This window comes from Bacillus sp. UNC125MFCrub1.1, from assembly GCF_000701305.1.
GTDB lineage: Bacteria > Bacillota > Bacilli > Bacillales > Bacillaceae > Bacillus > Bacillus altitudinis.
In genome coordinates this window covers 135,708-149,109 of record NZ_JNIG01000012.1, presented here as the reverse complement: position 1 = coordinate 149,109, position 13,402 = coordinate 135,708, and the positions used below count along the sequence as shown (strand labels likewise).

Annotated in this window: 13 protein-coding genes; 3 read left to right on the top strand and 10 right to left on the bottom strand. The window is 41.2% G+C overall.

All coding sequences use genetic code 11. The annotated features are described in order from the left end of the window. Positions 1–5 precede the first annotated feature (5 nt). From argH to sppA, 10 genes are all read right to left on the bottom strand, one after another. Positions 6–1,379 (bottom strand): argininosuccinate lyase, encoded by a 1,374-nt coding sequence (gene argH, locus N521_RS10110; protein ID WP_008343150.1) that lies wholly within the window; start codon positions 1,377–1,379, stop codon positions 6–8. Then, the gene (locus tag N521_RS10105; RefSeq protein WP_008343148.1) at positions 1,376–2,587 is read right to left on the bottom strand and encodes an argininosuccinate synthase; all 1,212 of its coding nucleotides are present in this window, start codon (positions 2,585–2,587) and stop codon (positions 1,376–1,378) included. The genes argH and N521_RS10105 overlap by 4 nt, the downstream gene beginning before the upstream one ends. A 174-nt stretch (positions 2,588–2,761) precedes the next feature. Then, a complete protein-coding gene (locus N521_RS10100; protein WP_024718668.1) occupies positions 2,762–3,277 on the bottom strand; it encodes a MogA/MoaB family molybdenum cofactor biosynthesis protein in 516 nt (171 codons plus the stop codon). 99 nt (positions 3,278–3,376) lie between these two features. Beyond that, complete coding sequence (locus tag N521_RS10095) at positions 3,377–4,561, bottom strand: acetate kinase (RefSeq protein ID WP_007501728.1); 1,185 nt, start codon at positions 4,559–4,561, stop codon at positions 3,377–3,379. A gap of 229 nt (positions 4,562–4,790) precedes the next feature. Next, complete coding sequence (locus tag N521_RS10090) at positions 4,791–5,765, bottom strand: class I SAM-dependent methyltransferase (protein WP_035391146.1); 975 nt, start codon at positions 5,763–5,765, stop codon at positions 4,791–4,793. An 88-nt stretch (positions 5,766–5,853) separates the two neighbouring features. Continuing rightward, positions 5,854–6,354, bottom strand: a complete 501-nt coding sequence (tpx, locus tag N521_RS10085) for a thiol peroxidase (protein WP_007501731.1) — start codon at positions 6,352–6,354, stop codon at positions 5,854–5,856. A 112-nt stretch (positions 6,355–6,466) separates the two neighbouring features. Then, complete coding sequence (ytfJ, locus tag N521_RS10080; RefSeq protein ID WP_007501733.1) at positions 6,467–6,919, bottom strand: GerW family sporulation protein; 453 nt, start codon at positions 6,917–6,919, stop codon at positions 6,467–6,469. 14 nt (positions 6,920–6,933) lie between these two features. Further along, the gene (locus tag N521_RS10075) at positions 6,934–7,641 is read right to left on the bottom strand and encodes a DUF2953 domain-containing protein (RefSeq protein WP_008343138.1); all 708 of its coding nucleotides are present in this window, start codon (positions 7,639–7,641) and stop codon (positions 6,934–6,936) included. Positions 7,642–7,741: 100 nt separating this feature from the next. Further along, positions 7,742–8,266, bottom strand: a complete 525-nt coding sequence (locus N521_RS10070) for an RDD family protein (protein WP_008343136.1) — start codon at positions 8,264–8,266, stop codon at positions 7,742–7,744. A gap of 14 nt (positions 8,267–8,280) precedes the next feature. Beyond that, a complete protein-coding gene (gene sppA / locus N521_RS10065) occupies positions 8,281–9,282 on the bottom strand; it encodes a signal peptide peptidase SppA (protein WP_035391144.1) in 1,002 nt (333 codons plus the stop codon). Between the two features lie 447 nt (positions 9,283–9,729). Here sppA and N521_RS10060 point away from each other — a divergent pair, with 447 nt between their 5' ends. From N521_RS10060 to N521_RS10050, 3 genes are all read left to right on the top strand, one after another. Then, complete coding sequence (locus N521_RS10060; protein ID WP_017358281.1) at positions 9,730–10,533, top strand: NAD kinase; 804 nt, start codon at positions 9,730–9,732, stop codon at positions 10,531–10,533. Between the two features lie 116 nt (positions 10,534–10,649). Further along, entirely contained in the window at positions 10,650–12,092 is a 1,443-nt protein-coding gene (locus N521_RS10055) for a DEAD/DEAH box helicase (RefSeq protein ID WP_017367842.1), read from the top strand. A gap of 189 nt (positions 12,093–12,281) precedes the next feature. Further along, positions 12,282–13,337, top strand: coding sequence for a Delta(5) desaturase DesA (locus N521_RS10050; RefSeq protein WP_035391142.1), 1,056 nt, complete (start codon positions 12,282–12,284; stop codon positions 13,335–13,337). Positions 13,338–13,402 lie beyond the last annotated feature (65 nt).

Here is a 13,402-nt window from a genome sequence, read left to right as displayed (position 1 = left end):
GCGAATTATGCTAGGCAGGCTTTTGCTTTTTCTAAAGCGAGCTGAATTTGTTTGAATCCAGTTCCACCTGCACTTGTTCTTTTTTCAACCGCAACATACGGATCAAGAACAGTGTAAATGTCTTGTTCAAAGAGGCCGCTTGCTTCTGTAAATGTTTCAAATGGAAGGTCACTTAAATAGATGCCTTTTTGAATGCATGTATACACAAGCTTCCCAACGATTTCGTGTGCTTCACGGAATGGCATGCCTTTTTTCGCAAGGTAGTCTGCCACTTCGGTCGCATTTGAGAAATCTTCTTTTGTTGCTTTTTTCATAACGTCTTCGTTCACTGTCATTGTTTGAATCATGCCTGTGAAGATTTGCAGGCTGCCAGCGATCGTTTTCACCGTATCAAACATGCCTTCTTTATCTTCTTGCAAGTCTTTGTTATACGTAAGCGGCAAGCCTTTCATAATCGTGAGCAGCCCCATCAGGTTGCCATATACCCGCCCTGTTTTTCCGCGGATCAATTCAGCCATATCTGGGTTTTTCTTTTGCGGCATCATGCTGCTGCCTGTTGCGTACGTGTCATCAAGCTCAATAAATTTGAATTCTTGAGAGCACCATAAAATGATTTCTTCACAAAGACGTGAGAGGTGCATCATCACAAGGCTGCTATTAGACAAGAACTCTAAAATGAAATCCCGATCACTCACGCCATCAAGGCTGTTCTCGTAAATATGGTCAAAGCCAAGAAGCTCTGCTGTATATTCACGATCAATTGGGAATGTCGTTCCTGCTAACGCCCCGCATCCAAGTGGTGACACATTAATCCGCTTCAATGAATCTTGAAAACGTGCTTTGTCCCGCTCAAGCATCCAAAAGTAGGCAAGCATATGATGGGCAAAGGAAATAGGCTGTGCACGCTGTAAGTGCGTATATCCTGGAAAAATCGTTTCAACGTGCTGTTCAGCTTTTTCTACAAGCACTGTTTGAAAAGAAGAGATCAGCTCAATGATATGCTCTACTTGGTTATTCAAATATAAATGCATATCGGTTGCGACCTGATCATTCCGGCTTCTCGCTGTGTGCAATTTGCCGCCAAGCGGACCAATCTCATCAATGAGCATTTTTTCAAGGTTTAAATGAATGTCCTCATAATCCACTGAGAAATCGAGTTCATCCGCCTCTGCCTTTTTCATGAGCGTATTCAGTCCGTCTTTGATTGCAGCGGCCTCCTCATCACCGATGATACCGCATTTATTCAGCATACTTGCATGGGCAAGGGAGCCGGTCAGATCTTCTTTGACTAATTGTTTGTCGAAATGAATGGATGCACCAAACTCATCGACCCATTTTTCTGGTGTTTTTTGAAATCGGCCTCCCCAAAGCTTTTTCATGCTTTAACCTGCTCCTTTTTGTTCACGATGCTGTTTACTTTTGTTGGTAAACCCCAAAGGTTAATAAATCCTACAGCTGCATCATGATCGAATTCATCTGCTTTTGTGTAAGTTGCTAGATTTTCATCATAAAGTGAATATGGTGATTTACGTCCTTCTACAATGGCATGGCCTTTAAATAGTTTCACACGTACAACACCTGTTACGTTCTTTTGCGTTTCTTGTAAGAATGCATCTAGTGCTGATTTAAGTGGTGAGAACCATAAGCCGTTGTATATTAATTCAGCCATTTTTTGTTCAACGATTGGCTTAAAGTGTGCTACTTCTTTGACAAGCGTTAAGTCTTCAAGTTCTTTGTGTGCTTTTAATAGGGTAACTGCACCTGGGCACTCATATACTTCACGAGATTTGATTCCAACAAGACGGTTTTCAACATGATCGATTCTGCCTACACCATGCTGGCCAGCGACTTCATTTAAATGAAGGATGAGATCAGATAATGAATACTGGATTCCGTCAATCGCTGTTGGTTTTCCTTTTTCAAACGTGATTTCAATGATTTCAGGTGTGTCAGGTGTTTTTTCAAGTGGATTTGTCAGATCATAAGCACCTTCTGGCGGCGCTGCCCAAGGATCTTCTAAAATACCACATTCGTTACTTCTGCCCCAAAGGTTTTGGTCAATTGAATATGGGCTATCTAAGTTAATCGGAATTGGAATACCGTGCTTTTGTGCATAGTCGATTTCTTCATCACGAGACCATTTCCATTCACGCACTGGTGCAAGAACTTCTAGGTCTGGATTCAATGCTTTGATTGATACTTCAAAACGAACTTGGTCGTTTCCTTTCCCTGTACATCCGTGTGCAACGGCTACGGCATTTTCTTTCTCTGCGACTTCCACTAATTTTTTGGCAATGAGCGGACGAGATAGTGCAGATACTAACGGGTATTTCCCTTCATACATCGTGTGTGCTTGCAGTGCTGCAAGTGCAAATTCTTCAGCAAACTCTTCTTTTGCGTCGATCATGTAAGATTGAACAGCTCCGACTTGAAGTGCTTTTTGTTGAACGAATGCTAAATCTTTTCCTTCACCTACGTCCAGGCAGCAAGCAACAACTTCGTAACCTTGCTCCTGTAACCATTTAACTGCAACAGAGGTATCAAGACCTCCGGAATATGCTAATACGACTTTTTTATTTTGTGACATGTTTGAAAAGCTCCTCTCGCTTGTTTTGATTCTGTGAATGTTTTTTTGCATAAAAATAAGTTTTAATTTATAAACATGCATTTAGTATGTATACACTGTAACAAGGAAAAATTGTTTTTTCAACCCCTTTATGAAAAAAACTCTGCCAAATTTTCTTGGCAGAGTCATTTTGGGCTATTTTTGATCTTTTTCAAGCTCTCGCAAGACATGAGGAAGCTCTGGAATAATGAGTTTGGTCATGGCTAACCGAACTGCTCCGGTAGAGCCTGGTGTGGCAAAAACGGCTTTTTGGTTAATCACCCCTGCCGTCGCTCTAGATAAGATAGCGGCTGATCCAATATCTTCTGTATAGCTCAGCATGCGAAAAATTTCTCCAAAGCCCGGCAGCTCTTTTGAGAAAAGAGGTGTAATGGATTCAATCGTGACGTCCCTTGCTGCAATACCAGTTCCCCCGTTTAACAAGACGGCATCAATCTTCGCTTCGCTTGTTCCTTCTAAAACGGCGTCTTGAATCGCTCCAATGTGATCTTTCACAATATCGTATGCAAGAATAAGATGCCCTTGTTCTTTGAGCAAATCAATCATCAGACGGCCGCTTTTATCTGTTTCTTTTGTCCTTGTATCACTGACGGTAATGACTTTTACATGAAGCCTCGTTTTCGCTTCACGTTTATGTTCTTCGACGCTCATCTCTTCACACCGCTCCTTTCATATTGCCTCACATTATAGCATGCTGATTTCAATAGAAAAAAGCCCTTTTCCGCTGAGGAAAAGAGCTTTAAAAGGATGTTACGCTAAACGCATAACGTCTCTTGCAATCATAACTTCTTCGTTCGTTGGAATCACGATGACTTTTACAGGAGAGTGAGGGTAGCTGATGAATGCTTCTTCGCCTCTCATGTTGTTAAGAGATGGATCCCAATATACGCCCATGAATTCTAGACCACGAAGTACACGTGCTCTCACTTCTGAGCTGTTTTCACCGATTCCAGCTGTAAAGATGATGGCATCTACACCATTCATTCTCGCTGCATAAGAACCGATATATTTATGAATACGGCTTGCAAAAATATCTAGTGCTACTTCTGCACGGTCGTTTCCTTCTTCTGTCGCTTCTTCGATATCACGAAGATCACTTGAAAGACCAGACACACCTAAAAGACCACTCTTCTTATTCAAAGTAGAAAGTACTTCTTCAGCTGTATGTCCTGTTTTCTCCATAATAAATGGAATAAGGGCAGGGTCAATGTTACCTGAACGTGTTCCCATTGCAACACCCGCAAGTGGTGTGAAGCCCATTGACGTATCGATTGATTTTCCGCCTTCAACTGCTGCGATACTTGCACCATTTCCAAGGTGGCAAGAAATCAAACGAAGCTCTTCAAGAGGACGGCCTAATAGCTCTGCTGCACGCTCTGTTACGAACTTATGACTTGTCCCGTGGAATCCGTATTTACGAATACCAAAGTTTTTGTAGTAGTCGTACGGAAGGCTGTATAGGTAAGACTGCTCTGGCATTGTTTGGTGGAACGCTGTATCGAACACAGCAATCGCTGGTACGTCAGGCAGAATTTGTTTGAATGCTTTGATTCCTACAACGTTTGCAGGGTTGTGAAGTGGTGCAAGCTCTGAAAGCTGATCAATGTCATTGATGACTTCATCTGTTAAAACAACAGAATCGCTGAATTTTTCTCCGCCGTGAACGACGCGGTGTCCTACGCCATCAATTTCATTAAAGTCTTTGATGATGTTAAATTCAATTAGTTTTTCAAGCAGCATTTTAACCGCTACTGCATGATCTGGAATATCTGTGACTTCTGTTTTCTTTTCTCCATCTACAGAAATCGTGAAGATACTGTTGTCCATTCCGATTCTTTCAACAAGACCTTTTGTTAAAACGGTTTCTTCTGGCATGTCGAACAATTGGAATTTAAGAGATGAGCTTCCTGCGTTGATTGCAATAATTTTGGACATTACTGTCGCTCCTTTTACTCAGTTGTTATATAAGGTTTCACGTTTTTTCGGTGCTATATTCAACCTGTTTGAACGGGTCTTTTATAGTTTAACGATAAGTCCGAAAAATATCTGACTTTTTCATTTAAACATTGAAAACTTTGCATTTCAAGTACACCTTCGAACTGTTACCGCTTACATCAATAAGTCGTTATTTTCTGAATAATAAAATAGCCAGACATCACTCTGGCTATTCTTTCGTTTCTTTTTCTTCTATAAACCATTGGTCTAATTTTCTCATGACGCCAACCATTGCTTCCTTCTGTGAGAAAGATGGCAGATTGGCAAATAGCATACGTTTCGGTGCTTCGAGCCCCTCTTTTTTCTTTTGCATCACAAATAAGCTTTTGGCATGCTTTTTGTCTTTGAACATAGAGACTGGCAGCTGAATTAACGCATTCATATATGCATGTTCTTTGATGAAATCCTTTAATTGTACGCTTTCTTTTCCTTCAAATAAATCGTTTGGAATGATGAAGAATAAGAAGCCGCCTTCTTTCGTATAACGAAGACTTTGCTCAATGAATAAATAATGCGCAAAGGAATGACCTTCTTTTGCCTTTAATTCATAGTCTTTAGCGCGCTCATCATTTGGATAATACCCGACAGGAAGACTGCATACAGCAACATCTGCTGGTGAGATAAGAAGCGGCTCAAGGCTGTCCTGGTGGAAAAGCTCTACTTCTTTTTCTTCTAAGTTCGCTTGTGCCCACGCAATTTTAATGAGCACGTCATCAATTTCAGAGGCAAAACCGCGTGTTGTTTCTGCTGTTACATTGTTGAGGACCGCAAGCAGTAAATTCCCTGTTCCCGCTGCTGGATCAAAGACAACCAGCTCTTTTTGTCCTTCTAAAAATTTATTGACCAAATAGCTGACAAACAGACCAATTGTATCAGGTGTCATCTGCCGGTTTGGATGTGAAATATCTTTTTGTCCTTTTAATACGGCGAGCTGAAACGCTTTACGAATCTGCTCATGATCATAAGAGGCGAAATCTGCTTTCTCTATTAAATCTTTTAGTAAACCGTTTCGATCATTTGACTGGAAAAAGGCTTCTCCTGCTTCTGCCAATGCTTCAATATAGGAAATGTTCTGTTCCTTTTTTAAACGAATTGAAGCTGTATCGAGCAGCTCAAAAATCGTACTCACTTGATCTTTCTGCAATGCTTTTCTCTCCTCGCTTTGTTAAAAGCTATATGTTCTCATTGAAAAGAGCCCCAGTATGAAGCCGGAGCTCTTGTCGATGCTGCTTTTATAACAGTGATTTCGCAGCCTCAATGGCTTTTTCATAATTTGGATGATTTGTTGCTTCGCTTACATACTCAGTGTAAACGACTTTTCCGCTTGGGTCTAATACGAAGACCGCACGCGCCAATAAACGCAATTCTTTCATATATAAACCAAACGCTTCACCAAATGACATATCTCTATGATCAGATAATGTTTCGACATTTTCAATTCCGTTTGCTCCGCACCAGCGTGCTTGTGCAAATGGTAGGTCTGCACTAATGGTATAAATATTGACCGGACCTAAGCCGGCTGCCTCTTCATTGAAACGTCTTGTTTGTGCGTCACACACACCTGTATCAATAGAAGGAATCACTGAGATAATCGTCACTTTTCCTGTTAAATCAGAAAGTGAAACTTCCCCTAGTGAGTTCGTTAATACCGTGAAATCTGGAGCCTGCTCGCCTACTTTCACTTCATTTCCTACAAGCGTTACTGGGCTCCCTTTAAATGTGATCGATGCCAAAACAATTCCTCCCTTATCAAATGTATGGTTCTATCATAGTAGAGAAAGCAAAAAACTGCAAAGCCTAATCGTCCATTTTGAAAAAAAAGTTAACTGCAGGGCAGCTAACTTTTTAAAGGTCTATGTCATCTAGTTTTCGTTCTTTGTGACGATGCTCCCGTTCATCCTTCTTAAACATGTGCTGAAGACGTTCAATTGCTTGAGGAGCAGAATCCAATATTTTATCGAGCAGATGTGTGTGTTCATCCAAATGAAGCATTCTAACGCCATTTGTTCCCACAATTAAAAAGGCGATTGGTGTAATCGATACTCCCCCGCCGCTTCCGCCTCCAAATGGGAGTCTCGGTTCTTTTCGTTCTTGTTCATCAGACCGTTTTTCTTTCTTTTGGTTACCGTTGAATTCACTGCCGCCGGCTGCAAATCCAAAACCAACCTTTGACACAGTGAGAATGACACTGCCGTCAGGGGTTTCGACTGGATCGCCGATGATCGTGTTCACATCAATCATTTCTTTTAAGTTTTCCATCGCTGTCTTCATCAGACCTTGGATTGGATGATCTGCCATTTTCGGGTTCCTCCTTAAACAGATGATTCATTCTTCGTTGCTTGAAGAGAGGCATTTTTTCTCGCCTTTCTCCCTTTTAACCAATGGACAAGTAATCGAATGGCTGCAAGCATAGCATGTCCAATCCGAAAATAAGCTATACATGCAAAGTGTGTCTGTGACACATTGTGCTGAAAAGCGGGAATCACTTCATAGACGGGTTTGTGCTTAAAGGTGAGGTGCTCCTGCATAAAGGCAAGAAGTGCTCCTTTGACTGACCACACACCACCGGCTGCTACACCTGTTAAAGCTGCGTCATGAAAACCAATCCAGGTGGACCAGTGAAATGAGACGATTTTTATATGAATGAAGAACTTTCGCATGATCCGGTTTAGATCGACAATCTCTTTTGTAATACGCTCCATTTGATGAAGGATTTCCTTTACATCACGTTTTCCCACTTTTTTATGCATGGTTTCTTTTTCTTGATTAGGCGTTTTGGTGCTGGCCATTTTCTTTTCACGAATATCAATCGTTTGATCTTCCGTATTCACTTTCACCATCGGAATGTCTTTCTTCAGTCTGACAATTCCATATAAGGTGATGATCTTCACCGCAATATGGTCATTGTCATTTGCATGTGAATAGTCCAGTGAAATGGTCACTTTCATAAAGATCAATAAGATCACAAGGAACAAAAAAGCGGCAATCCAAACGTACAGCACTGTGCTCACTTCCTCCATAACAAATGATGCTTCCTCTACGATTATGGCTCTCCTTCTGGATTTTATACCCAATCACACAAAAAAGAGTTTGACCGGTACCCGGCCAAACTCTCTTTGATTATGCGTTTGATTCTGTTTTTTCATATAAATGTTCATGAACAACCACCGTATCTGCAAAGTAGTCATGAACCCCTTGCTTTTTCGGCGTAAACCCAACCACAGCATAGAGAACAAAAAGCGTATTAATATATCGCCCCACAATTTCTCTAAAGAAAATGACATCCCATGGCAGCTTCTTCTCCGGCTGAAGTGAGACGACTTTGATTCCAAACACCATCTTTCCAAGTGTTTGTTGGAAAATCTTCGTCATGATCGCAAAATAAAGCAGAAAGACAATTGTCGTTGTGACAGAAAATGGGGAAAACCAACCTCCACCTTTTGACCAGCCAAAGAGACTAAAGATTGGAGAAACCGTCAAATGGTTAACACCCCATACGACGAGCCAATCTAGGATAAATGCCCAAAATCTAATCCAGAAACCTGCAAAGGCCTGCGCTTCAATTGAAGTGCGCTTCGCAAGAGTCGGCCTTGATTCTCCCTCTTGGCTGCGACTTTCCGTTACTTCATCGAATGTAGAATCCATCTATGATCCCTCCTTTATTTTGAATAGAGATACATCGGTTTAGACCCATTTGAGCCAGCCAGTGTTTCTTTTAAGTTCAGAAAATCAATTTCGCTTTTAAAGAGCTTGCTTGCACTCATATTGAAAAGAGAGTTCCAGCCAAAGCTTTGTGAATAGCTGATTACTGTTGCTCCTTTTAAGCCTTTTTCATTTTTCTTCATTGCTTTTAGTGCATCTTCATAGTACCCAAGCTCATCCACTAATCCGTTCGATTTCGCCTGTGTTCCGTCATATACTCGGCCGTCAGCAATTTTCTTGACGTCCTGCTTAGACATGCCGCGTCCTTCTGAGATGACTTTCACAAAGCCTTCATAAGAGTTGTCAACCATGCTTTGCATGATGTCGCGCTCATCTTTTGTCATATCACGATTTGGGGACATGATGTCTTTGAATTTTCCACTTTTAATGGTTTCATATTTGATGCCTAAATTATCTGCCAGCTTTGCATAATTCAAGCTTTGCATGATGACCCCTAGAGACCCTGTTAACGTTTCAGGTGAAGCAAAGATTTTTTTCGCTGGAGTGGATACATAATAGCCGCCAGAAGCCGCCATTGAACCCATAGAAACATAAATTGGTTTCTTCGCTTTCTTTACTTCTTCTAATTTTTTATGTATTTCAGCACTTTCATAGACACCGCCGCCAGGAGAGTTGACGCGCAGCAAGACACCTTTCACAGACGCATCGTCTTTTGCTTTATCTAATTCTTTTAAGAACGCACGATGATCATACGCTTCCCCGCCTAAAAGGCTGGATGCTCCACCGTTATCTTGAATCGTACCATTAATCTCAAGTACAGCAATTTTACTCGCTCCGCTTCCATCTTCTAGTACCTTTTCTTCGATTTCGTCCCCGAATTGATAGCTCATCTTATTATCATTGAAGCTTTCAAACAAGGCCGTCGTGATACTAATCACAATCGAAAAGCCGAAAACACCAAGTGCAATGATTAAGGCTACCCATCTTTTCGCATTCATTTCTTTCTCCTCCTTTTTGTCTCACTTCGTTCATACGAATACACACATGAAATGTTTCACAGGAACTGTGGTTTTTTTACATTTCATTTCAACATATGATAGCACCGATGTGAAATGACGATCAACTTTACATCTTCTATCATTTGCTCATCATGACGAAAAATTGGCGATTTTATCCTCTTCCTATATCTAATAGCTCAGACCATCTTCACAACGAAACGCCCAGACCTCTCTTTCTTCCAAAATGAGCTATTAAATTATGCTCAAAGTCAGCGTTGTCTAATCACTTACAATGACTCATTTCTTAAATGGAAGCCTCTATCATGATGAAGCGTCTTTCTAATATTTTTACTTTCATATGAAAAAAGTGTAAAATGTGAACAAGGGTTTTTATGTAAGCCCTTTACTACTCGAAATCTATTTTTGACAACAAAGGGGAGAACGTCAATGACAGACAATCGTCGCAATGTATTTTTCTTTTACAAAAAAGATCATGAATTGGATGGACACATTTCTTCTCTGGAGAAGCTCGCTACCGATCAAGGCTTTCACGTCGTAAAGCGTGCAGAAGATGCCCATATCATTGCTTCAATTGGTGGAGATGGTACATTTCTTCAAGCGGTTCGCAAAACGAACTTCCGGGATGACTGCTTGTATGTAGGGGTATCAAAAACAGAGAATTCGCACCTATACTGCGATTTTTCGTTAGAACATTTTGATCAAATGATTGATGCCATGAACACTGAACAAATTGAAGTGAGAAAATATCCGATCATCGATGTAAGCGTTGACAGTACAAACCAGTTCCATTGCTTAAACGAACTGTCGATCCGCTCTAGCATCATTAAAACATTTGTCATCGATGTGTATATAGATGATTTCCATTTTGAAACCTTTAGAGGCGACGGGATGATTATTTCCACTCCGACCGGTTCAACGGCCTACAATAAATCTGTCAACGGCGCCGTGGTGGATCCGATGCTTCCGTGTATGCAAGTAACCGAGTTAGCATCGCTCAATAACAACTCATACCGTACACTTGGAGCTCCTTTCATTTTAAGCAGTGACCGCAAGCTGACACTAAAGGTTGTTCAGGACGGTAACGACCATCCGATTATCGGTCTTGATAACGAAGCGCTAGGTACAAAACATGTCAAACAAATTGATATTGGCCTTTCTGGTAAAGTGATCAAAACGGTCAAATTAAAAGATAACTCCTATTGGGAAAAAGTAAAACGCAGATTCCTTTAATCATTGACAAGCTCCTTTACGGGGCTTTTTTTCATGCCTTTTCATTCAAGGTCATGGTGTCTTTGAAAAGATATGGTATGATGTCACAAGTATACATGTACGAAAAGGAGAACACGATGCCATTACAACATTTTGATCAATATCCATTAAGCGATGAATTGAAACAAGCGCTAGAAGCGCTTCATTTCCATACACCTACACCCGTCCAGCACGAGACATTATCCGTTGCTTTTTCAAAGCAGGACCTCATTGTCAAATCTCAGACAGGCAGTGGCAAAACAGCAGCCTACGGTCTGCCAATTTGTGAAATGGTGGATTGGGCTGAGAATAAACCTCAAGCCCTCATCCTCGTCCCAACAAGAGAACTTGCCATGCAGGTCAAACAGGATCTGACCAGCCTCGGACGATTTAAACGAATCAAAGCGGCCGCCATTTATGGAAAAGCTCCATTTCAAGCACAAAAAATAGAGCTTGCACAAAAGAACCACATTGTGTGCGGAACGCCAGGACGAATATTGGATCACCTCGAAAAAGGGACACTTTCTTTAGACAATCTGTCATTTTTCGTGTTAGATGAAGCAGACGAAATGCTGAACATGGGATTTATTGATCAAGTCTCTTCTATTATTCAGCATCTGCCGCCAAAGCGGATGTCGATGTTATTTTCAGCGACGATGTCTGATGAAATGAAGGATTTGAGTGAGCAGTTTTTACAATCGCCAAAAGTGATAGAGATTGCTCGGGAGGAAACGACGAAGCAGCAAATCACCCACACGTTGATTGAAACCGAGGAAGAAGGCAAGTTTTCATTACTTCAACGAACGATTGTCATTGAAAATCCAGATAGCTGTATCATTTTTTGCAATACGCAGGAGCGAGTGAATGAGCTGACGATGAAGCTAGATGAGTGGGATGTTCCTTGCGATAAGATTCATGGCGGGATGAGGCAGGAAGACCGCTTTGCCGTCATGGATGAATTTAAAAACGGGGAATTCCGTTATTTGATCGCAACAGATATTGCAGCCCGAGGAATTGATGTCAGTGATATGACACATGTCATTCATTACGACTTGCCATATGAAAAAGAACGCTACATTCACCGGACTGGAAGAACTGGCAGAGCGGGTAAAAGCGGAAAAACGATTGCGTTTATGACAAGGCACGGGCAGCCGCTCATTGAAGAATTAAAAGAGGAAGCTGGCATTCATTTTCAAATTCAGCCTTATCCTACAAAAGAAGAAGCAGAACAGCATGTGGCAAGCTTTGAAGAAAAAATTGAAACACCGATTCAAAAGGAAAATAAGCAGGCCGGCATAGAAAAAGATATTATGAAGCTGTATTTTAATGGCGGGAAGAAAAAGAAACTCCGGGCAGTTGATTTCGTTGGAACGATCGCCAAAATAGACGGCGTTGCGTTTGATGACATTGGGATTATTACCATTCAGGAAACGAAAACATATGTAGATATTTTAAATGGCAAAGGCCCTCTTGTGCTAAAAGCCATGCGGCACACAACGATTAAAGGCAAGCAGTTAAAAGTACATGAAGCACGTGCATAAAAAGTGAAGGCTAAGCGCCTTTACTTTTTTTATTTAAAATAAAATAAGCTTACAACCCTTGAACCATCAGCCTTTCCCGCGTCCAACATGACAAATGTCATATTGAATACATGATGGGTGCTACTATGAGCATGACACCTTTCCTTCTATACTTTGAAGTAGAAAGAAACGGAAAGGACTTGAACGTTCATGACGACTTCAACAAACACACAGCAGCAAGCCACTTTAAGAAAACAAGTTGGCCAATTCTCTGGTGCTAATTCGAAAAAAAGTATCATTCAACTCTTTAATACATTCATTCCATTTTTGGGGCTTTGGTTTCTTGCCTATTATAGCCTGAACATCTCCTACCTTTTAACCCTCTTCTTTGCGGTGATTGCAGCTGGTTTTTTAGTACGTGTCTTTATTATTTTTCACGACTGCTGCCATCAATCCTTTTTTAAACAGAAGCCGCTAAATCACCTGTTCGGATTTGTAACGGGCGTACTCACCCTTTTCCCTTATCTTCAATGGCAAAGAGATCATTCAATTCACCATGCCACAAGCAGTAATCTAGACAAACGAGGTACTGGCGACATTTGGCTACTGACAGTCAAAGAATATCAAGAGGCATCAGCTTGGACGAAGTTTCGCTACAGATTTTACCGTAATCCTTTTGTGATGCTTATTTTAGGACCGATCTTTGTTTTTCTCTTAAAAAACCGTTTCAACGTCAAAAATGCTCGTAAAAAAGAGCGCTGGAACACGTATTTCACAAACGTGAGCATCATTGCGCTAGCAACTGCAACGTGTCTTCTTTTTGGCTGGCAGGAGTTCCTGCTTGTCCAAGGTCCAATCTTCCTGATCTCAGGATCAATCGGCGTATGGCTGTTTTACGTGCAGCATACATTTGAAGATTCTTACTTTGAAGCAGATGAACATTGGAATTACGTGCAGGCAGCTGTAGAAGGCAGTTCTTTTTACAAATTGCCAAAGCTTCTTCAATGGTTAACAGGCAATATCGGCTATCACCATGTTCATCATTTAAGTCCGAGGGTACCGAATTATCACTTGGAGCATGCACATGATCATAGTGAGCCGCTTCAAAATGTGCCAACCATCACTTTAAAAACAAGTATCGAATCAATGAAATTTAGACTTTGGGATGAAGAAACGAAAGCATTCGTTACCTTTAAAGAAGCACGGCAATCTAAGAAGATGCCCGCACCTGTCATTAAAGGAGACATTCTGAAGAAGAATGCATAATTGGCGCAAGCTCTTTCTTACAATAGAAGGAGCTTGTTGTATTTGCAGGATGCGCTCACCTGTTC

Coding starts and splice junctions, on each gene's coding strand:
- argH (WP_008343150.1), bottom strand. CDS start 1,379: ATGAAAAAGCTTTGGGGAGGCCGATTTCAAAAAACACCAGAAAAATGG.
- N521_RS10105 (WP_008343148.1), bottom strand. CDS start 2,587: ATGTCACAAAATAAAAAAGTCGTATTAGCATATTCCGGAGGTCTTGAT.
- N521_RS10100 (WP_024718668.1), bottom strand. CDS start 3,277: ATGAGCGTCGAAGAACATAAACGTGAAGCGAAAACGAGGCTTCATGTA.
- N521_RS10095 (WP_007501728.1), bottom strand. CDS start 4,561: ATGTCCAAAATTATTGCAATCAACGCAGGAAGCTCATCTCTTAAATTC.
- ytfJ (WP_007501733.1), bottom strand. CDS start 6,919: ATGGCAGATCATCCAATCCAAGGTCTGATGAAGACAGCGATGGAAAAC.
- N521_RS10075 (WP_008343138.1), bottom strand. CDS start 7,641: ATGGAGGAAGTGAGCACAGTGCTGTACGTTTGGATTGCCGCTTTTTTG.
- N521_RS10070 (WP_008343136.1), bottom strand. CDS start 8,266: ATGGATTCTACATTCGATGAAGTAACGGAAAGTCGCAGCCAAGAGGGA.
- sppA (WP_035391144.1), bottom strand. CDS start 9,282: ATGAATGCGAAAAGATGGGTAGCCTTAATCATTGCACTTGGTGTTTTC.
- N521_RS10060 (WP_017358281.1), top strand. CDS start 9,730: ATGACAGACAATCGTCGCAATGTATTTTTCTTTTACAAAAAAGATCAT.
- N521_RS10055 (WP_017367842.1), top strand. CDS start 10,650: ATGCCATTACAACATTTTGATCAATATCCATTAAGCGATGAATTGAAA.
- N521_RS10050 (WP_035391142.1), top strand. CDS start 12,282: ATGACGACTTCAACAAACACACAGCAGCAAGCCACTTTAAGAAAACAA.